A 19698-nucleotide genomic window follows, 5' to 3' on the forward strand; every position below is an offset into this window, starting at 1 on the left:
CGGGGCCACAGGCCCTGGCTGGCGGTTCGCCCTTCCCCTCATGCTCGGTTCGTCCCTGAACCCGATCAACAGCTCGATCATCGCGACGTCGCTCATCGCCATCGGGAACACCTTCCATGCCGGGGCGGCGTCGACGATCTGGCTGGTGTCGGCCCTGTATCTGGCCAGTGCGATCGGGCAGCCCACGATGGGGCGGCTTGCCGAACGCCTCGGCCCGCGCCGCGTGTTCGTGGCGGGCCTGAGTCTGGTCGGGATCGGCGGAGCGCTGGGAACCGTGGCGCCGAACCTGCCGACGCTGGTGGCCGCCCGCGTCATCCTCGGGATCGGCACCTCGGCCGGCTATCCCACGGCGATGGTGATCGTGCGTCGGTGGGCCGCCGAGCACCCGTCGGCAAAACCCGGCGGCACGCTGGGCGCGCTGGCGATCGCGGCCCAGGTCACCTCGGCGCTCGGGCTGCCGCTGGGCGGCCTGCTGGCGGCGGCCGCCGGATGGCGGGTCACCTTCTTCGTCAACGTACCCCTGGTCCTGCTGGGCGTGGTGATGACGCTCGCCTGGGTGCCGCGCGACCCTCCCCGCGCCGAGGGCAGCGCACCCCCGGCTCCCCTGGACCTGCCGGGCATGGTGCTGTTCTCCGGTACCATCGCGTCGCTGCTGTTCTTCCTCGACGACCTGCACCACCCGCGCTGGCCGCTGGGCGCGCTCACGCTGCTCCTGCTCACCGCCCTGATCCTGTTCGAGCGCAAGGCGGACGATCCGTTCGTCGACGTGCGCATGCTCGCCGCGAACAAGGCACTGAGCGCCACCTATCTGCGCGTCTGCCTCACCTTCCTGCTCAACTACTGCATCCTGTACGGCCTGACCCAGTGGCTCCAGGAGACCCGGGGCCTGTCCGCGATCGGTGTGGGGCTGCTGATCCTGCCGATGTCCGTGTTCGCCGCGCTCATCTCCCTGCCCTTCGCCCGCCGCAACCTGGTCCGCCCGGCCCTGTACTGCACGGCCGCCGCGGCGGTCGTCGGCCCGGCCTGTCTGCTCCTGTTCACCTCGACCACGCCCGTCTGGGCCCTGGTGCTGATCACCATGGTGTTCGGGATCGTCTCGGGCCTGGGAGTGATCGGGAACCAGGCCGCCCTGTACCAGCAGGCACCCGCCGAGGCCGTGGGAGTCGCCGCCGGCCTCATGCGCACCTTCACCTACCTCGGCGCCGTACTGTCGTCCAGCCTGATCAGCCTGTCCTTCGGCGACCGGGCCACCGACAGCGGCCTGCACACCATCACCTACGCCCTGCTCGGCCTGGGTGCCGTCCTCCTTGCCATCACCCCGTCGGGAGCACGCAACCTCAAGGCGTCCTGAAGGCGCTCACAGCGCCACTCATGAGACGCGTGGCACGGCGTGCTTCTCGCATCATCGCCGTAGATGTCCGTCGCATGTCTCTGCGTGACTTGATGCGGAAGGTTGCCTCCGCTAATCTGGAGATGCGCCTCCGTTTTGACTGGCGGCCTTGCGCTGGCGGCCGAATGGCCGGCCGACAGCCGCGCTCTGCGCTCCTCGCCCCCAAGTCCTCGTGACTGCCGCGATGCACGCCGCACGTGTGAGCGCCTGGCGCCGACACACTCATCACGACCGGCCTCACGGCCTGCCAGGGTGCACACTTTGCATCACGTGACCGAACAACAAGGACATACGTATGGATATGCAACTGACCGGAAAGCGGGCCCTGGTGACCGGTTCGAGCGCCGGACTCGGTCAGGCGATCGCCGAAGCACTCGCTCGTGAGGCGGTCACCGTCGTCGTGCACGGCCGCGACGAGGAGCGCACCAAGGCGACGGTCGACCGTATCCGGTCCAACGGCGGTCAGGCCGAAGCGGCGATCGGCGACCTGAGCACGCCCGAGGGCGCCGCGGCTGTGGCCGAGGCGGCGCTGCACGGCGGCACGATCGACATCCTCGTGAACAACGCCGGCGCGTACGACCAGGTCGGCTGGACGGATGCCACTCCTGAGATCTGGGCGCAGACGTACCAGACCAACGTGCTCTCGGGCGTCCGGATGATCCAGAGCCTCGTTCCGCACATGCGTGAGACCGGCTGGGGCCGGGTCATCCAGATCGGTGGCGGCCTGGCGGCCCAGCCCATGGCGGCGCAACCGCACTACAACGCCTCCCTCGCGGCTCGCCACAACCTCACCGTGTCCCTGGCGCGCGAGCTGAAGGGCAGTGGCATCACCTCCAACACGGTGGCGCCCGGTGCGATTCTCACCGATTCGGTCCGGGACCTGCTGTGGCGGATCGCCCCCGCCCATGGCTGGGGCGACACCTGGGAGGAGATCGAGCGCGCGGCGGCGGAGAGCTGGGTGCCCAACGACGCCAACCGCTTCGGGCGGCCGGAGGAAATCGCCGCCGCCGTGGTCTTCCTGGCGAGCCCTCTCGCCGGGTACGTCAGCGGCGCCACGCTGCGCGTGGACGGTGGAACCATCCGCTACGTGAACTGAGGCGGCGGGCGTGGCCGGGCAGTGAAGTCTTCAGCTGTAGACATTGAAAGTCTACAGACGTATACTTGACCTCAGATGCTTCCCGGTCACCCCGACACGGTGAAGCCCGAGAGAGAGAACAGAACCATGGACCTGAATCTGAACGGACGGCGCGCGCTCGTCACCGGTTCGAGCGCCGGACTCGGTGAGGCCACCGCGAAGCTGCTGGCGGCCGAGGGTGCGGCGGTCGTGGTTCACGGCCGTGACAAGGACCGCACCGAGAAGGTCGCCCAGGACATCCGTGACGCCGGTGGTACCGCTACCACGGTCCTCGGTGACCTGGCGGACGACGCGGCTGCCGCGGAGGTCGCCCGCGCGGCCGCTGCCGACGGCCCCATCGACATCCTCGTCAACAACGCCGGCTTCTACCGGCACCTGTCCTGGGCCGAGGCGACGCCCGACGAGTGGCGCGACACCTACAACGTCAACGTCGTTTCCGGCGTCCGCATGATCCAGCACCTCGTGCCGGCGATGCGCGAACGCGGCTGGGGCCGTGTCATCACCATCGGCGGCGGACTCGCCTCCCAGCCGATGAACACCCACCCGCAGTACAACGCCACCCTCGCAGCCCGCCACAACCTGACCGTGTCCCTCGCCCGCGACCTCAAGGGCACCGGGGTCACCTCCAACGTCGTCTCCCCGGGGGCCATCCTCGTGGAGGCCACCAAGGAACTCGTCACGGAGATCGGTCCGGCCCGCGGCTGGGGCAACACCTGGGACGAGATACAGTCCAACGCGGTCAACGCCCTGATCCCCAATGACCAGGAGCGCTTCGGCAACCCCGACGAGATCGCCGGCGCCGTCGCCTACCTGTGCAGCGAGTACGCGCAGTACATCAGCGGAGCCACGATCCGTGTGGACGGCGGTCTCATCCGCTCCGCCTTCTGAACCGCACACCCCCGCACAACCGACACCGGTGCGAACGCCAAGGGCAACCACGGCACTCGCACCGGTGCTCCGTGCGCACCCTTGCCACGCTCGCCGTTTGTGGGCCTCGCCGGCGCATCGGCCCGCGACGGGCATGCGCATCGGTCCTTGCCCCATGGGCGACCCGCTGGTGGGGGCGGCATCGTCATCAGGTGGCCCCGGCGCCGAAACCCGCACGGTCGCCAGGACCACCTCCGGCCGCTCACCCGCCGGGCACCTCAGGTGCCCGGCTCTGTCGTGGCCCGCTCGATGTCGTACAGGTCCTCGAACCCGGCGAGATCCTGCATCTGCTCGAAGAGAGCGAAGGATTCGGCCGCGGGACGACCGCTCGGCCCCCCGGAGCGCTGTTGCCGGTAGGCGTCCCGCAACGCGCTGAAAGCGGCCGTCTGCCCGGTCACCGGGTCGATGACCATGGAGTACCCGAATTCCGCCCACTGCTGTGGTGTGTGCAGGTCGAAAGACGTCAGCAGGGCCACGGGGCCGGACAGGCGCCGCGGCGCGGCGGCCCGCTGCTCGGCGTCGGCCGGGAGCAGCATGACGGCGTCGGCGCCCGCGGCGAAGTACGCCTCGCAGCGCTCGACGGCCGCGTCGAAGCTCTCGTTCTGCACCGCACCGGTGCGGGCGATGAGCAGCAGGTCCGGGTCCCGTCGAGCGGCCACCGCGGCCTTGATCTTCCCCAGCATCACCTCGACCGGCACCAGGTGCTCCACATGGCGGTGATGGCTGGCCCGTTTGGGCGCCACCTGGTCCTCCAGCTCGATGGCATGGACACCGGCGGACTCCAGATCCCACACCATGCGGGTCACGTGCACGGCGTCACCGAAACCGACTCCGCCGTCGACCACCAGGGGGAGCGTCGAACGCCGGCGGATGGCAGCCGCCGTCTGGGCGAGTTCCGTCGTCGTCAGCAGCGCCTCGGAGACAGCGAGTGACAGACCGACACCACCGCCCCCGAGGTATCCACCGTCGAAGCCCAGTTCCTCACACAGACGGGCGGTCAGCGCGTCCGGGCAGTGCGGGATCATCAGGGGACCCTCGTTCTCCACGCGCCTCCGGAACGCCGCGCGTGCCAGGCTGTCCATCTCTCACTCACATCCTTTTCGTGCGTGCAGTGCGGCGCGCCGGTGGGTGGGCTGTCATCCACAGGCACTTCCGGCCCGTCATGTATGCAACTGTAGACTTGTCGCGTTCGCTTGACTACACTGACCGTGTGGAAAGTGACTCGACTCATCGAGGTCCCCCGCGGAAGCGACACGTAGACCGGGGTGTCTGACCGATGAGGCGAACGACGCACACCTACAGGGGGGTGCGCTGACGGCGAGTTCCAGCGGCTGAGTCGCTCAACCGCCGGGTTGCTCCTCCCTCACACCCCGACCGGACTCCGTGACGGCTTCGGGTTCCGATGCCGCAGCGGACTGCTGACGGCGTATCAGTTCTCACGGAGTGCGGAGCCCGGCTCGCCACCTGCTGCGGCACCGGTTCACGCACACCGGCGCGTAAGGCGCCGTGCTGAACCCAGGCGCTGCGCGCTGAGGCCTTCGAAGAGCGCGCGAACGATCATTTCGTGCAAGGAGGAAGTCATGACAGAACGAGGACCGCTGGACGGCCGTGTGGCGATCGTGACCGGTGCCGGACGTGGCATCGGCCGGGGCGAGGCGATCGCGCTCGCAGCCGCCGGGGCGAAGGTCGTCGTCAACGACATCGGCGTACGGTCCGACGGCCACGGGGCCGCCGAGGCCCCGGCCGACGAGGTGGTCGAGTTCATCCGCGCCCAGGGGGGCGAAGCGGTGGCCAGCTACGAGTCCGTGGCGGACTGGGCGGGCGCGGGCCGTGTGGTCGCGACCGCGGTCGAGCAGTTCGGTCGACTCGACATTCTGGTCAACAACGCCGGGATCGTGCGGCAGCACAAGATCGAAGAGGTGACGGAGGAGGACTTCGACCTGACCGTCGACGTCAACTTGAAGGGCACCTTCGCGATGTGCCGCAGCGCGATCCCGGTGCTGCGGCAGTACGGCGGTGGACGCATCGTCAACACCTGCTCCAACCAGTGGGCGGCGCCGATCGGCAACCCCGAGTACGCCGCCTCCAAGGGCGGCGTCGTGAGCCTGACGTATGAGCTGGCGTGGGAACTCAACGGCGACGGCATCACGGTCAACGCCATCGCGCCGTTCGCGCTGACCAGGATGACCGCGGATGCCCAGCAGCGTGATGCCGCGCTGGTGGCCTCCGGCGCCATGAGCGCGCGCCGGGCGAAGGCCAAGGAGGCACGGGCCGACGCGGAACTGGTCGCGCCGATCGTCCTCTACCTGGCTTCTGACGCGTCGTCCGAGGTGACGGGCTGTGTCTTCCGGGCCGGCGGAGGCAAGATCGGAATCTACAGCCACCCCGTCGAGACGCGGACGATCTTCCGGGACGAGCAGAACGGTCCGTGGTCGTACGACGAACTCGTCGATTTGCTGCCCCGAACCGTGCTCTCTGCCGGCAGCAAGGCCCCCCACATCCTGTGAGGTGACCGCTTGCCGCCGCGGGATGGCCGGCCGACACCTGGGTGTGCGCCGCCCTGCCAAGGACGCCGCACACCCGGCCCGCCGCCGGTCCCGGATCATGGAGGCGGCGATGCTTGTCGTCAGGTGGGTGCAGCTCTCTCTGGAGGACCTGGCTGAGCCGGATTTCGGGCGGGGGAGCACGTGCGGTAAGGGCAGGGGCCGGCGCCGCTTGCCAAATGGCCCGACAGGCACAGCACTTCGATCGGCGTGCAGCATCCGGCGGGCAAGCCGCGTGCGCGCGAGTCGCCGGTGACAGCGCCGACCTCTGCCGCCACCGGCACACATGGTTTGCGGGATTCGCTTTCGGCCGTCCGCAGAGGTTCTCGAATGATCGCGACGACATTCGACACATCAGCGATTCGGGGTAGGAATGACACACATCGAAACACGCGTGTTCGGCGGTCTGGCCGGTGATCTGCACGGCACACCGGACGACGTACGGCCGCCCCTGCTTCTTCTGCACGGGCTGACGTTCGACCGGCGGCACTGGGCCCCCTTCCTCGCCCAGCTACCCGCGGGCCGCCGAGTGCTGGCTCTCGACCTGCCCGGCCACGGCGCCTCACCCGAGAGCACCTCCTACACCCCGGACGCCGTGGCCGCGCTCGTGCACCAGGCGGTCACCGCCGCGGGGCTCGCCTCACCCGTGGTGGTCGGGCACTCGGTCGGCGGCCTGCTGGCCACCGTCTACGCTGCCGAACAACCCGTGCGTGGCGTCGTCAACGTCGACCAGCCCCTGCTGCCCGGCCCGTTCGGCGAACTCCTGCGCCAGAACGAAGAACTACTGCGCGGCCCGGACTATCTGCGGTTGTGGGAGCGGCTGACCGCAGGCATGGGGATCGACAGCCTCCCGTCGGAGGCGCAGGAACTGGTCCGCACCGTCACCACCCCCCGGCAGGACCTGTTCCTCGGCTACTGGCACGACGTGCTGGTCAGGTCCGCGGACGAGATCCGCGCGGGGCGCGAACGGGACCTGGCTGCGCTGCGCGAACAGGGCGTCTTCTACCGGCATGTCAGCACGAGCGAGCTGCCCGAGCCCTATCGTGCATGGGTTCACTCCCACCTGCCGGACACAGTCTTCAGCGTTGTCCCGTCCACCAGTCACTTCCCGCATCTCTCGCACCCCCGGGAGCTGGCGGACCTCGTGCCCTGACGACCACGCGTCCCCGTTGCCTGCTGCACATGTGTGCAGCAGGCAACTCACACCTTTCTCTTATCGTCCGGGAGTAGGTTCAGCTCCGCGTATACCTCTTCAACGGGACGGTTCGGTGCGATGAGTGAAGTCGACAACGGTGACGCAGCCAGGGGCCTGACCGGCCCGTGGGGGCCGGTGCTGGTCGTGGGGGCCGGCCCCGTCGGACTGGTGGCCGGGATCGAGTTGGCGCGCCGGGGTGTCGACGTGCGCCTGGTGGACAGAGAGGCCACCCCCCGCGCCGGCTCTCGCGGGAAAGGGTTGCAGCCCCGCAGCGTCGAGGTCTTCGACGACCTGGGGGTTGCCGGGCGGGTACTGGCGGCGAGCCGTTCCCGACTGGCCATCCGCAAGTACCAGGGCAGGGCGGTGCTGGGAACCAGTGACGTGGTACCCGGCGTGCCGGAACCCACGCCCTCGACCCCCTACCCCCGGACCGTGCTGCTCCCGCAATGGCGGGTGGAAGAGATCTTGCGTGAACGGCTCGCGGATCTGGGTGTGACGGTGGAGTACGGGACGGAACTGGCCGACCTCACCCAGCACAGTGACAGAGTGCAGGTCCTCCTGAAGTCCGCGAGCGGTTCCGAGCACGGCTGGTTCTCTCATGTCGTGGGCTGTGACGGGGCGTCCAGCACGGTACGGACCCTGCTGGGCATCGGTTTCCTGGGACGGACGGATGAGACGGTCAGGATGCTCACCGCCGATGTCGAGGTGAGCGGCCTCGACCGCGACTTCTGGCATTGGTGGCCCAGCGCCGACGGAAGGCTGCTGGCCCTGTGCCCGATGGCGGCGACCGACACCTTCCAGTTGCAGGTCGGTGTGGGCCCCGACACCGCGGGAGAACTCCAGGTCGAGCAGATCCAGGCGCTGGTGGAGGAGCGCAGCGGCCGCAGCGACCTCCGCATTCGCCGAGTCGCATGGCAGTCCGTCTGGCGCTTCAACGTGCGGATGGTGAACCGCTACCGCGCCGGGCGGGCGTTCCTGGCCGGCGACGCGGCCCACGTCCACGCGCCCGCCGGCGGTCTGGGCATGAACACCGGCATCCAGGACGCCTACAACCTCGTCTGGAAGCTCGCGCACGTGCTGCGGGGCGCTCCCGAGGCGCTGCTGGACACCTACGAACAGGAGCGACTGCCGGTCGCGGCCGACGTGCTGAACCTGTCCTCCGAGCTCATCGCCCAACGCGTCCGGGGCGTCGTGCCCGGCGGGGCCCACGACAGGGACACGCTGCAACTCAAGGTGTGCTACCCCGGCAGTGAGCTCAACGGCTCTCCCCGCAACCAGCAGGCGAGTGAGCACCCGCACGTGCAGGCGGGCGACCGCGCACCCGACTCCGTGGTGTATCGGGCGGACGGTACGGCGGTACGGCTCTTCGACCTCTTCCGCGGCCCGCACAGCACCGTACTGGCCTTCGGCTCACGCAGCGCGAAGTGCGCAGACGCCCTGGCCCGACGCTTCCCGGACCACCTCGCCTTTGCCACCCTGCTCCCGAGGGCGGCGCCCGACGCCGCCCCAGGGACCGTCTTCATCGACCGCGAGGGCAGTGCTCATCAGGACTACGGCATCGACGGCGACACCCTGTTCGTCATCCGCCCGGACGGCTACGTGGCTCTGCGCACCACCGCCCCGAACGAGACCGACATCCTCGACCACCTCCGCCGATTCCTCCCCGACGGTGGCTCGACCAGCTACGTGCCCGAGCCGAAGGAGCGGTTTCTCCAGGCGAAGTGACGGCTGTCGGCGGTCACTTGGTCAGGTGGGTGGTGAAGTAGTCGGTGAGCTTGTCGATGGCGGGGTCGATGTACTCGCGCTTGTCGTAGAGGTCGACGTGGCTGGCGCCGGAGATGCGGTGGAGTTCCTTGGGGCCGGTGGCGGCCTGGTGGGCCTCGACCGCCATCCAGGCGGTCACCGCCCGCTCACCGATGATCTGCAGGATCGGGCGGGGGCCGATGAGAGGAACGGAACGGAAGACGTCGCTGGAGGCCATCTTGTCGACGCTGTCCCAGGTGAGGAACTTCGCGGAGCGCTCGTGATAGCCGCGGGCGCCGCAGTAGTACTCCCAGCCCTCGATGCCGTGTTCACCGCCCAGGACGCCGGCTTCCTCGGCGGTGGCGGGGAACATCGTCAGCACTCCGGGGTCCTCGCCGCGGGCGGCACGGGTACGGGCCTGTGCGGCGGCGTCCAGCAGGGCCTGGAAGACGGCCGGGTCCTGGGAGCCGTCGGCGCCGAAGCGGAACTGGCGGGCCGGCTCGGCGGTGGACACCGTCGCCACCGCCTTCACCCGGTGATCCCCACCGGTTGCCGCCAGCGAGTAACCGCCGGAGGCACAGATGCCCAGCAGGCCGATCTGTTCGGCGTCGACCTCCTCGCGGGTGCTCAGGTAGGACACCGCGGCCTTGAAGTCCTCGATGCGCTGGGCGGGGTCCTCAAGCCCGCGCGGCAGACCGCCCGACTCGCCCTGATAGGCCGCATCGAAAGCGAGAGTGACAAAGCCGCGCTCGGCCATCAGCTGCGCGTAGGTGCCGGACGTCTGCTCCTTCACACCGGTCCCGGGGTGACCGACCACCAGCGCGGGGCGCGGAACCGACACCCCGGCCTCGCTGTCGGGGAGGTAGAGGTGCGCGGCGATCTCGATACCGGCGCTGTCGAAACTGACACGAGTCCTGGCCATGGGAAACACTCCTGAGATGTGGTGACGAACTAGGTCCGGAGCGCCCGGTCTCCGCCGGGCACACATTCACCATCCGCCACCCGTCCCGTCCGCGGGAGAGTCAGGTTCCTGCCTGGGCAAGAACCTGCCCCCTCACACCTGTGCCGCGCCCGCGGTGGCCGCAGGACACTGGAAGACATGAAACCGACACCCGCCTCCCACCTCGGCGCCTTTCTGCGGGCGCGGCGGGCGCAGCTCGACCCGCAGGAGTGCGGCCTGCCGGCGACGGACTCCGCCCGCCGGGTCACGGGACTGCGCCGTGAGGAGGTCGCCGCCCTCGCCGCGATCAGCGTGGACTACTACACCCGCCTCGAACAGGGCCGCGTCCGCGCCTCCGCCCCCGTCCTGGCCACCCTCGCCCGCGCCCTGCGCCTCGACGACGACCAGCAGCGCTACCTCTACGAACTCGCGGGCCGCACCGCCGACCGGCCGCGCCGCCGGGCACCCCAGCGTCCGCGCCCTGCCATGCGCCGCCTGCTGGACCAGCTCACCCACACCCCTGCCCTCGTCCTCGGCAAGCGCCTCGACATCCTGGCCTGGAACCAGGGCGCCACGGCCCTGTACACCGACTTCGCCGCGAAACCGGCAGCCCAGCGCAACTATCTGCGCCTGCTGTTCACCGACCCGGCGATCCGGCAGCTGCACCTGGACTGGGAGCACGACGCCCGCGACGCGGTGGCCGCACTGCGCCTGGAGGCCGCGGCCGACGCGGACGACCCGGAACTGGCCCGCCTGGTCGGCGAACTGTCCGTCCGGGACACCGACTTCCGCACCTGGTGGGCCGAACACCGCGTGCGCAGCGCCGCCTACGGCACCAAGCACTACCGCCATCCCCTGGTGGGCGACCTCACGCTGGACTGCGACACCTGGGCCGCGCCCGACGGCTCCGGGCAGCGCCTGATGGTCCTGACCGCCGAGCCCGGCACCCCCTCCCACGACACCCTGCGCATCCTCGCCTCCTGGACCGCGGAGACAGCCGACACCGAGGACCTGAAGCGATGAGCACCTGGACGGCCGAGGACCAGTCCCTTTTCGGCGAGACCTACTCCCTCGTCCTGACCGCCGGTGACGCCGAGCGGCCCGGCGTGGAGATCGGCATGGTCGTCGTCGACGGCGAGCTGTACGTCCGCGCCTACCGGGGCATCCGCTCCCGCTGGTACCGGGCCGCGCGCGAACTCGGCCACGGAACGATCCGGGTGGGCGCCGTCAGCCGTGACGTGCTGCTCACGACCAGTGGCCTCGACCTGCCCGCCGGGCTGGACGCCGCCTTCCGCGGCAAGTACGGCATGATCGCCGACGCCCTTGTCGCGAGCCCCGAGGCCCGGGCCGCGACGATCCGCATCGACCCGGCGCCCGCTCCGGCTGCCTGACCTCCGTCCGCTTTCAGGCCGCACGCACCCCGCAACATGGCGGGCCGTCAGCAGCTGCCGGGACGCAGGGAACTGATCTTGTCGTTCCAGTACGGGTTCGGGTTCCGCATGTCGACGATCGAGGTGTGCGCGGCGATGGTGAACCGGTCACCCGAGTAGTTGTTGTCGACGTACAGGCAGAAAGCCGAGTCGGTGAAGTTCTGCACGGACGAGGTCTTGTCCTGCATGCTGCCGCTGGGAAGCGCCGCGATCTTGCCCAGGTCGCTCTCCGACTCCCACGGACTGAAGCAGATGTGGGTGCCGTTGTAGCTGACGTTGTCCCAGAGCACGAGGGCGCCGTCACAGCTTGCGGCGGTCGCGGCCGGCGCGGCCGATGCGGGGGAGACGCCCAGAGCCAGGGCCGCGGCAGCGCCACAAGCCACTGCCATGAGGGAACGAACAGACACGGAGGTCCTTCCGGTCGGAGGCGGGAAGAAGCGGCCCCTCAGGCGCGGGTTCACGGGCACACCTGGTAGCGGTGAGCGCCTTTCGGCCGGCTGGGCGGCACACGCAGTGCGGCGGGGCGGGACGAGATGTGGTCTCACCCCGTCCCGCCGGAGGGCGCGGGCCTGCTGCGGTCAGCGCAGCGTGTATGCCTGGGGAATCGTCTGTGTGACGGTGTTCCCCTGACTGTCGGTTGCGCTGATCCTCAGGCCGACACCCTTGGGTGCCTGGGCCCGCTGTGGATTCCTGACGGTCGTGGTGAAGGTGTTCTTGCCGGTCGCCTTGCTGACGGCCGGATGCCAGGTGCTGCCCCCGTCGAACGTGGTCTCCGCCTTCAGGGAGGTCACCTTGGGGAGGTCGGAAAGCCGTTCCTGGTAGTAGCCGACGACCGTGACCTCGTGGGCCTCTCCGGCCCTGACCGTGTTGTCCAGGGCCAGGCCGAAGTCGTAGCGCAGGAAGATCAGCGGCTCGGGGCGGCAGGCCGCCTGGTTGCTGCCGACCAGTTCGCCGATGCACGGGCTCGTCGTCGAGGTGTCGTCCTTGGTCGCCTTGGCGGAGCTGTACCGCCACACCGTCTTGACGCCGTTGGTCTCCGTCTCGAACGTGTACCGGGCCGACTGCGCCGGAAGTTCGTACGAGACGAGGTCCCCGCCCTTGCAGCCGGAGAGCAGCAGGGTGGCCGCCGCTGCGAGCAGAATGAGGACACCCCTGCGGCGTCGCACCGATGGCACGCGGATGTGGTTCATCGTGTCGGTCTCCTTGTCGGTGTCGAGTGCCATCAGAGGATCAGGTCCAGGATCTGGTCGGGCAGGTGCACGGTCTGGTGCTCGATCTCCTTGCCGGAGGCGTCCTTGAGCCTGAAGTCGCAGACGGAGTCGAGGTTCGGGATGGTGGGCGAGGGAGTCGTGCTGCACGAGGGCAGATCGATGAAGTCGTGCGTGAGCGTCTCGTCGTTGACGATGCCGATCAGGGCCTGGCGGCCGCCGCCGGCACTCGTCAGGTAGAGGGTGGGATAGAAGCTGTCGCCCTGTCGGCAGCCCGCACACGGCCCTTGCTGGACGGAGAAGCCGGACGCTGCCCGCACCGTGGGTACGGCTCCGGGTACGGACGGCCCCGCATTGAAGTGGATCTCGTCCCTGCCGGTCAGGACCAGGTCGTTGACCTCGGTGCGGTTGTGCGTGAAGAGGTGGCCCGCCCCGACCTCGGCCCAGCCGGCTGAGAACCGGGTGATGGCGTTCTTCTTCCGGTTGACGAAGACCGTCATCGTCCGCTGGGTGGAGGGCCGCGTCAGCTGTACCGGTGAGGAGGCCGCGACGCCGTCGGCGATCTGAGTCCAGTTCAGCTGGTGCACCTCACCGGGTCGGGCCGAGTGGAAGGAGAGGTCGACTCGGTCGAGGTCCTTCGTCCCGAGTCGGAGGGTGCTCGCGTCGGCCCGTCCGACCTCGTGGAAGGCGGCGGCGTACACGCGCGGCACGCTGGTGCCGCCGAGGCCGATGCGGACCTTCGAGCCGTGGGCCGTGATCCGCCCGATCAGGGCCTGGGCCTGGGCGTAGGGCAGGCTCAGGACGGGCACTGCGGCGTACGGCTGGATCGCCGGGCAGCTCTGCGGCCCGTCCCAGCACTGGTCGGCCTCGGCGGAGCGGCCCAGCGAGGTGAGGCCCGGAGCCGCGACGAGTACGCCGAGGGCGCCCGCGGAAGCGGCTGTGCTCACCCGTTCACCCTGGAGCTTGGTGTAGTCGCAGGTGCCCTCACAGATGTCGGTCGGCGTCAGCAGGACGAGCTTGCCCCGGACGTCGGTGGCCGCGAGTTCCGCGGCAGACCCGGAACCGGCGTAGACGAGCGGTAGTTCGCCCTTCACCGGGAGCCGGGGAACCTTGATCGAGGCCTCCTGGGTGGCGCCGGAACCGGCGTCGCGCAACCACATCTGCGTCTGGGTCAGCACGGTGTCCGGGCTCACGTAACGGGCGGACAGGCCGGAGGGGGCGCCGCCGCCGGTGGCGCGCAGGCTGACGACGGGCGTCGTACCCGAGTGGTAGAGGTCGTGGGTGAGGGTGCCCATGGTCACCTTGCCGGTGGGCAGCACCCACCGGTTCGCCTCGGTGGCCCGGTAGTCGAAGGCGATCGACGTGGCGGTGGACCACGCCCCGGTCTGCGAGACCCGGTTGACGCCGTCCGTCATGCTGTACGTCTCGGTGGGCTCCGGGTACTGCACGGTCAGCGGCTTGGCGTTGCGCAAATCCAGGGTGACCGTGGTGGCCTTGGTGAGGCTCACCTGCGCCGCGATCGGTGTGGCCTGCTGGACGTCGCCGGCCGCGTCGCGCCAGCTGACAGCCACGTCCGCGGCGTAGGTGCCCCGGAAAAGCGGCTCGGTCGTGGTGTCCGCGCCGGGCAGGTAGGTCTGGCCCGAGTGGAGGTACACCTGGTCGTCGACCGGCGTGAAGCCGACCGTCCCGTAACGGACGTCGGTGGCGCCGTCAGGAGGGATGACCTTCAGCGTGAGCGGGAACTTCTCGGCCTCCAGGAAGGCGTGGATCCGGGAGTCGAGGTGTATCCCGCCCGAGTCGTCACGGGCGGTCAGCAGCGCGGTGTAGCTCCCGTGCGGGTCGTCGGCCCCGAGCACACTGCCGTCGACCGTCACCGGTACGTCCGCGGTCCCGCCCGAGGGGATGACCACCTGGTCCGTGCCGAGGGTGAACAGCCCCGCCTTGGCCGGCTTGCCGTCGCCGAAGGACGCCGCCAGCGACAGGTGCAACGTGACCGCCTGATCGGTGCGGTTGGTGTACACGATCTTCTTGGTCTGCGCCGACTGCGGATAGGTCTGGCGGCCGAAGTTGAGGGTGCCCTTCGGCAGCACCTTCGGGTTGGTGGCGGTCGCCAGGTTCACCAGACCCGTGCCCTGGGAGTACATGTCGTGCCCCAGGTCGGTGGCGGTGTCCATGAGCAGGGCCTTGATCTGCTGGGCGTTCATCTCCGGGTGCTGCTGGGCGACGATGGCCGCGGCTCCGGCCACATGGGGTGTGGCCATCGACGTACCGCTGGACGCGGTGTAGTACTGGTCCACCGGCGAACCCATCGACGTGCCCGCGGCGCGGGCCGCGACGATGTCGACGCCCGGTCCCGAGATGTCGGGCTTGGCGGCGCCGTCCCCGAACCGTGGCCCGGTGTTGGAGAACAGGGCCATCTCGTCGTTCTCGTCGACGGCGGCCACGGTCAGGGCGTCGTCGGCGGACCCGGGGGAGGTCACCTTCTGGGTGCCGAAGCTGTGGTTGCCGGCGGCGACCACGAACAGCGTCCCCGTGGTGCGGCTCAGCTCGTTCAGCGCCTGGCTCGTCGGGTCGGTGCCGTCGGTGGGGTCACCGCCCAGGCTCAGGTTGACGACCTTGGCACCCGAGTGGGCGGCCCAGTCCATGCCCGCGATGATCGCGTCGTCCGGACACTCGCCCTGGTCGTTGCAGACCTTTCCCACCAGCAGTTTTGCGCCGGGGGCCACACCCTTGCGCAGCCCCTTCGAGGCGGCGCCGCTGCCCAGGACCGTGGAGGCCACGTGTGTGCCGTGCCCGTGGCCGTCCTTCGCCTCCGCGGACGTACCCGTGAAGTCGGCCTTGCCGACGACGGCCGCGGACACATCCGGGTGGGTGGCGTCGATACCGGTGTCCAGCACCGCCACGGTCACACCGGTGCCGTCGTAGCCGCGTTCCCAGGCGGTCGGCGCACCGATCTGGGGCACCGACCGATCGAGGTCGATGTGGGACAGGCCGTTGAGCCAGACCTTCTTGACCCCGGCCAGGGATCCGGACGACCGGGCGGTGGCCGCCGTGGAGGCCCTCTTGCCCCGCACCCCCTGCCACCACTGCCCGTCATCGGCGATCTTCAGCGAGCGCCCGTTGATGCTGGGAAGCGACCGGCCTCCGGCCGCCCCGTCGACCTTCCGTTTCTTGGCGGCCTCGGAGCTGCCCGTGTAGGTGACGAGCACCGGCACGCTGTCGGACTTGCCCGCCGCTGCGAGCGTCACCAACTCCCGCAGGTCGAAGAGCGACCAGTCGAGCAGCCCCTGGCTGACCAGGACGAGCGCGTCGTCGGGTACGACGTACACGTTGCCCTGGCGGGTGACGGTGTGGAACAGGACCGGCAGGCCGCCGGCACGGGGCGCGCTGTCGGTCGCGCGGACGACCGGCTCGCCGTCGCCGTCGACACCCACACGTATGGTGTCGCCGGTGACCAGTGTGACCGGCACGGACCCGCCGGCCGCGGCGACGGCCCGCGCCAGCCCGTCGTCGGCCGCCTTCGGGGCGTTCGCCGGTGCGACACCGGACGACGACGTCTGCCGCGTCGGCTCGGTGGCGTCGGCCGTCGTCGCCGGCACGAGCATGCCGAAGGCGGTCAGGCCGACGGTCACCGCGCCCCAGCGTCTGCCGACGCCCCTTCTTGCGCTTGACCTCATCGATGGATCTCCCTTGAGAGCAATGAGCGGAACGTGAACACAGGTCAGGGCCGCGACGTTGCGGCGCGTCAGGGACAGGGCCGTAAGGGCGAGCAAGGACGCCGTACGCCCGTTTCGGGCGGGCCGGGGCATGCGATGGCACACGTCATGGACGTGCGTGTAAGGGTGGACGTGTGTGTGAAAGCGGTTGGTAACCGCGCGCTACAGGTGTGGGCGTCAGAGCGGTTCGTACTCGGTGTCCTCGTCGGCGTCGGCCGTCCCCTCGCGGGTGGCGGCGATACCCTCCGGGGCGGGCGCCTCTGAGGCCGGCACGGGTGCGTCCTGAGGGCGGGCGTGCGACGCGTACCGGTCATCCTGCGGGTCGGGTGTCGGGAGTTGAGCGGACGGCATGGCACGAGTGTGCGATCGCACCGGAGGGCGGCACGATCGGTCAGATGCGGGATTTAATCCCGCCCTTTGGGCCTCGGCTTTTCGTCGTCGTCGGTGGGGCGGCCGGAATTCACTCGTCGTTCAACGGCCGCTGATCCAGGTCGCTGACGAGGCCCGACTCCACGACCCTGACCGCGAGTGCCGTGCGTGAGGACACGTCCAGCTTCCGCATCGCCGACTTCACCTGGCTGGCGATGGTCTGTGCCGACACCGTCAGCGCATCGGCGATCTGTCGGTTCGTCATCCCTTCGACCAGCAGCCGGGCCACTTCCAGCTCGCGCGGCGAAAGCTCGTTGCCGTACCCCGGACGCCCCCGACCGCGCGGCGCCGCGAGGACGTTGCGCCCCCGCCCGGCGAGGGAGCGTCCGATCCGGGCGGCGTCGTTGCGGGCGCCGAGCTCCGACAGTGCCCGCGCGACCTCCGACAGCACCGACAGTCCCTCCTCCTGCCGCCCCGCCGCGACCAGACACCGAGCGGAACGCTCCCGGGCGAGCAAGGCGTCGTACGGACGCGGCAGCGCCTCCCACGCGGCTGCCGCACGGCGGAAAAGCGCGCCGGCCTCCGCCGGCCGGCCGTCGGCCTCCGCCAGGATCGCCCGGCACAGAACCAGGGACGCCTGCGGAGCCGGTGCGTCCCGGTCACCCAGCGCCCCTTGCAGGGCGTTCACCACGTCCGAGGCGGGCCCGAACCGCCCGGCGGCGACCAGGGCGGCGGTGCGCACGGGAGCGAACTCCACGGCACGCGACCACAACCCACCCCCGACGGCGACCTCGGCGAGCTGGTCGGTCAGCCTGACCGCCTCCTCGATGTCACCGTCGTCCAGGCACAGTTGAGCCAGTGCGGCAGTGGCCTCGATACGCTGCTGGTCGTCACGTCCGGCGAACCGCAGCCGCTCCCCGGCCGCCGCCCGGTCCCCGGTGGCGGCCTGCAAGAGGCCCGCCACCAGCGCAGCCTCGCAACGATCCTTCAGCCGCACCCCGCCGTAGTCGTCGATCAGACGCGCGGTCTGCTCGGCCAGCCCCGACCAGGCGCCGGTGAACCAGTCGAGATGGGCTCGGGAGGAGGCGATGCTGTCCAGGTAGTGCAGGAGCTGGTGGCGTTCGGCGAGGGCCTGGGCCTTCGCGAGCCGCGCCCTGGCCTCCGCGTACCGTCCCCACCGCGTCGCCTCCTCGCCGACGTTCGAATGCGCCACGGTGACGATGGACGCCGCCCGCGGATCGACGACATCGTCCGGGATCTCCCGCGCCGCGGCCCACCCGGCCTCCTCACCCAGCGTGAGCAGCGCGAAAGCGCGATCCGCGGCCAGATGCAGTCGATCCAGGGAAGCCATCGACCCCGCAAGCGGCGGCGCCTGCTCAAGCCACCGCAGATGCTCCGCGACCGGCCGCGCGTTCCCCAGCGGCAGTGCCAGCAGGATGCGGCCGCGCGCCAACTCCGCCGACCCGGGCGGCAGATGGGGGATCGCGGTGAGAATCTCGTCGCGGCCCGCCTCGATCTCACCCGCGCCCATCAGGACCCGGCCGATCTGGAAACGGACCGACGCCTGCGCCACCGGCGTGAGGACCTGCTCACCGAGGGCCGAACGGAGCGCCTCGACGACCGCCGAGTAGGGATCAGAACCGGACAGCGCCTGAAACTGAATCTTCGTCACCAGACGCACCAGTACCTCGGCGGGCAGTGCAACGGTGGCGACCAGACTGTGGATCAGCAGCGCCGAGGTGGCCACGTCCCCGGACTGGGTGCTCAGATCGGCCGCCTCTTCCGTGTACCGGCAGGCGGCCTCGACCTCGCCCGCCAGCCGGAAGTGCCGCGCCAACTGCGCCACCGGGGGCACCGGCCATCGCTCCAGCGCCCGGCCCGCCCGCAGATGCAGCGCACGCCGGTCCCCGGCCGGAATGGCGTCGTACACGGCGTAACGCGCCAGCGGATGCCGGAACGACCACTGCCCCGAACGGCCCTCGCGCAGCAGACCACTGCCGAGCGCTTCGACCGACTGCGCCGCGAACCGCTCCTCCGGCAGACCGGTGACCGCCAGCAGCGTCGCAGGATCGGCCGGGCTGGAGAGCACCGCCGTCGCGTACAGCACGGTACGGGTGTCAGGGCCGAGCCGCTGCACGCGTTCCAGCATGGCGTCGCGGATGGTCGGCGGTACCTCGATCCGGTCCAGCCGGCGGCGCGCCCAGCCGCCGTCCCGGTGGATCAGATCCGCCCGGTCGTGCATCAGCCGCACCGATTCCTCCACCGCCAGGGGAACACCCTCGGTGCGTGCGTGCACGAAGTCCGCGAACTCGGTGGACACGTGCCCGTCGGCCAGCATCGAGGAGACGAACGACGCGGTCTCCTCGGCATCCAGCGGCCGCGGCGTCAGCCGCACCACACGGGAATCCGGGGACAGCCGCGAAGACAGCCGCAACAGCAGGGACGACGAGGGCACTTCGTCGCGCCGGTAGGTCAGCACCACCCCGACGGGCTGTGGACGGCGCGAGACCAGGAAGAGCAGGAACTCAAGAGTGGCCTCATCAGCCCAGTGGACGTCCTCCAGCGCGAGGATCGCGACATCGAGCCGGTCCAGGACCTCCACGAACGCCCTGAACAGCCGGTGCCGGGCGGCGGTGGCGTCCTCCAACGGCTCCGGGGCCGCGGGCAGCGTGTCGGCCCACTCCGGAAACAGAGGCCTGAGTGCCCCCGCGAGCCCGCTCAGCTTCAACCGCGCGATGTCATCACTGCCCTCGCGCACCGCGTCGACCACCGCGCCGAGCGTGTAAGGCACCCGCAGATCCAGGCAGGCACCGACGAGGGCGTGCCGCCCCCGTTGTGCCTCGGACGCGAGAAACTCACGCAGCAACCGGGTCTTGCCGATGCCCGCCTCACCCTCGATCAGGACGACAGCGGGGGCACCTCCGAACGCTGCTCCCAGCGTGTCCAGCTCGCCGTCCCGGCCGACGAAGCGCGGCGCGGACAGCGCCGGAAGCCGACGGCCGTTGTGCAGGGCTTCTTCCACCACCGCCACATCCTCCCTCGCCGACAGCCTCACACCCACCGCCCTCACGGGGCGGCGCCGTGACTTGCTCGGACGCGACA

The 19698-nt window shown here is 70.2% G+C and carries 15 protein-coding genes; 8 read left to right on the forward strand and 7 right to left on the reverse strand.

What is annotated here, in order from left to right; all coding sequences use genetic code 11:
• Nucleotides 1-40: 40 nt before the first annotated feature.
• From ACIHIX_RS43425 to ACIHIX_RS43435, 3 genes are all read left to right on the forward strand, one after another.
• Complete coding sequence (locus ACIHIX_RS43425; RefSeq protein WP_399966128.1) at nt 41-1351, forward strand: MFS transporter; 1311 nt, start codon at nt 41-43, stop codon at nt 1349-1351.
• A gap of 334 nt (nt 1352-1685) precedes the next feature.
• On the forward strand, nt 1686-2486 hold the full coding sequence (locus tag ACIHIX_RS43430; protein WP_399966129.1) for an SDR family NAD(P)-dependent oxidoreductase: 801 nt from the start codon (nt 1686-1688) through the stop codon (nt 2484-2486).
• Nucleotides 2487-2612: 126 nt separating this feature from the next.
• The gene (locus ACIHIX_RS43435; protein ID WP_399966130.1) at nt 2613-3413 is read left to right on the forward strand and encodes an SDR family NAD(P)-dependent oxidoreductase; all 801 of its coding nucleotides are present in this window, start codon (nt 2613-2615) and stop codon (nt 3411-3413) included.
• Nucleotides 3414-3670: 257 nt separating this feature from the next.
• On the opposite strand, the gene ACIHIX_RS43440 is transcribed toward ACIHIX_RS43435, so the two are convergent.
• Nucleotides 3671-4534, reverse strand: coding sequence for an oxaloacetate decarboxylase (locus tag ACIHIX_RS43440; RefSeq protein ID WP_399966131.1), 864 nt, complete (start codon nt 4532-4534; stop codon nt 3671-3673).
• A 498-nt stretch (nt 4535-5032) separates the two neighbouring features.
• Between ACIHIX_RS43440 and ACIHIX_RS43445 the strand changes: the two genes are divergently transcribed.
• The 3 genes from ACIHIX_RS43445 (at nt 5033) to ACIHIX_RS43455 (ending at nt 8915) form a co-directional block, all read left to right on the forward strand.
• Complete coding sequence (locus ACIHIX_RS43445; protein ID WP_399966132.1) at nt 5033-5959, forward strand: SDR family NAD(P)-dependent oxidoreductase; 927 nt, start codon at nt 5033-5035, stop codon at nt 5957-5959.
• Nucleotides 5960-6368: 409 nt separating this feature from the next.
• Nucleotides 6369-7148: an alpha/beta fold hydrolase gene (locus tag ACIHIX_RS43450; RefSeq protein ID WP_399966133.1), complete on the forward strand. Its 780-nt coding sequence runs from the start codon at nt 6369-6371 to the stop codon at nt 7146-7148.
• A gap of 120 nt (nt 7149-7268) precedes the next feature.
• On the forward strand, nt 7269-8915 hold the full coding sequence (locus ACIHIX_RS43455) for an FAD-dependent monooxygenase (protein WP_399966134.1): 1647 nt from the start codon (nt 7269-7271) through the stop codon (nt 8913-8915).
• A 13-nt stretch (nt 8916-8928) separates the two neighbouring features.
• On the opposite strand, the gene ACIHIX_RS43460 is transcribed toward ACIHIX_RS43455, so the two are convergent.
• Nucleotides 8929-9855, reverse strand: a complete 927-nt coding sequence (locus ACIHIX_RS43460; protein WP_399966135.1) for an alpha/beta hydrolase — start codon at nt 9853-9855, stop codon at nt 8929-8931.
• A 177-nt stretch (nt 9856-10032) separates the two neighbouring features.
• On the opposite strand from ACIHIX_RS43460, the gene ACIHIX_RS43465 reads away from it, so the two are divergent.
• Nucleotides 10033-10896: a helix-turn-helix domain-containing protein gene (locus ACIHIX_RS43465; RefSeq protein ID WP_399966136.1), complete on the forward strand. Its 864-nt coding sequence runs from the start codon at nt 10033-10035 to the stop codon at nt 10894-10896.
• Nucleotides 10893-11264: a DUF2255 family protein gene (locus ACIHIX_RS43470; RefSeq protein ID WP_399966137.1), complete on the forward strand. Its 372-nt coding sequence runs from the start codon at nt 10893-10895 to the stop codon at nt 11262-11264. The genes ACIHIX_RS43465 and ACIHIX_RS43470 overlap by 4 nt, the downstream gene beginning before the upstream one ends.
• Nucleotides 11265-11311: 47 nt before the next feature.
• Here ACIHIX_RS43470 and ACIHIX_RS43475 read toward each other — a convergent pair whose 3' ends face one another.
• The 5 genes from ACIHIX_RS43475 to ACIHIX_RS43495 all read right to left on the reverse strand — a co-directional run bounded on the left by ACIHIX_RS43475 (nt 11312) and on the right by ACIHIX_RS43495 (nt 19621).
• A complete protein-coding gene (locus ACIHIX_RS43475) occupies nt 11312-11692 on the reverse strand; it encodes a peptidase inhibitor family I36 protein (protein WP_399966138.1) in 381 nt (126 codons plus the stop codon).
• A gap of 189 nt (nt 11693-11881) precedes the next feature.
• Nucleotides 11882-12526 (reverse strand): hypothetical protein, encoded by a 645-nt coding sequence (locus tag ACIHIX_RS43480; protein ID WP_399966139.1) that lies wholly within the window; start codon nt 12524-12526, stop codon nt 11882-11884.
• On the reverse strand, nt 12526-16188 hold the full coding sequence (locus tag ACIHIX_RS43485) for a S8 family peptidase (protein ID WP_399966140.1): 3663 nt from the start codon (nt 16186-16188) through the stop codon (nt 12526-12528). The genes ACIHIX_RS43480 and ACIHIX_RS43485 overlap by 1 nt, the downstream gene beginning before the upstream one ends.
• 216 nt (nt 16189-16404) lie before the next feature.
• Complete coding sequence (locus tag ACIHIX_RS43490; protein WP_399966142.1) at nt 16405-16578, reverse strand: hypothetical protein; 174 nt, start codon at nt 16576-16578, stop codon at nt 16405-16407.
• Between the two features lie 109 nt (nt 16579-16687).
• On the reverse strand, nt 16688-19621 hold the full coding sequence (locus tag ACIHIX_RS43495; protein WP_399966143.1) for a helix-turn-helix transcriptional regulator: 2934 nt from the start codon (nt 19619-19621) through the stop codon (nt 16688-16690).
• Nucleotides 19622-19698 lie beyond the last annotated feature (77 nt).

Source organism: Streptomyces sp. NPDC051913 (assembly GCF_044593635.1).
In the GTDB taxonomy this organism is placed as follows: domain Bacteria; phylum Actinomycetota; class Actinomycetes; order Streptomycetales; family Streptomycetaceae; genus Streptomyces.

Excerpts from the sequence above, each read along its gene's own strand:
- ACIHIX_RS43475 (WP_399966138.1), bottom strand. The coding sequence starts at position 11,692 with ATGGCAGTGGCTTGTGGCGCTGCCGCGGCCCTGGCTCTGGGCGTCTCC.
- ACIHIX_RS43430 (WP_399966129.1), top strand. The coding sequence starts at position 1,686 with ATGGATATGCAACTGACCGGAAAGCGGGCCCTGGTGACCGGTTCGAGC.
- ACIHIX_RS43485 (WP_399966140.1), bottom strand. The coding sequence starts at position 16,188 with ATGAGGTCAAGCGCAAGAAGGGGCGTCGGCAGACGCTGGGGCGCGGTG.
- ACIHIX_RS43465 (WP_399966136.1), top strand. The coding sequence starts at position 10,033 with ATGAAACCGACACCCGCCTCCCACCTCGGCGCCTTTCTGCGGGCGCGG.
- ACIHIX_RS43480 (WP_399966139.1), bottom strand. The coding sequence starts at position 12,526 with ATGGCACTCGACACCGACAAGGAGACCGACACGATGAACCACATCCGC.
- ACIHIX_RS43490 (WP_399966142.1), bottom strand. The coding sequence starts at position 16,578 with ATGCCGTCCGCTCAACTCCCGACACCCGACCCGCAGGATGACCGGTAC.
- ACIHIX_RS43460 (WP_399966135.1), bottom strand. The coding sequence starts at position 9,855 with ATGGCCAGGACTCGTGTCAGTTTCGACAGCGCCGGTATCGAGATCGCC.
- ACIHIX_RS43440 (WP_399966131.1), bottom strand. The coding sequence starts at position 4,534 with ATGGACAGCCTGGCACGCGCGGCGTTCCGGAGGCGCGTGGAGAACGAG.
- ACIHIX_RS43450 (WP_399966133.1), top strand. The coding sequence starts at position 6,369 with ATGACACACATCGAAACACGCGTGTTCGGCGGTCTGGCCGGTGATCTG.
- ACIHIX_RS43470 (WP_399966137.1), top strand. The coding sequence starts at position 10,893 with ATGAGCACCTGGACGGCCGAGGACCAGTCCCTTTTCGGCGAGACCTAC.
- ACIHIX_RS43425 (WP_399966128.1), top strand. The coding sequence starts at position 41 with ATGCTCGGTTCGTCCCTGAACCCGATCAACAGCTCGATCATCGCGACG.
- ACIHIX_RS43455 (WP_399966134.1), top strand. The coding sequence starts at position 7,269 with ATGAGTGAAGTCGACAACGGTGACGCAGCCAGGGGCCTGACCGGCCCG.
- ACIHIX_RS43445 (WP_399966132.1), top strand. The coding sequence starts at position 5,033 with ATGACAGAACGAGGACCGCTGGACGGCCGTGTGGCGATCGTGACCGGT.
- ACIHIX_RS43435 (WP_399966130.1), top strand. The coding sequence starts at position 2,613 with ATGGACCTGAATCTGAACGGACGGCGCGCGCTCGTCACCGGTTCGAGC.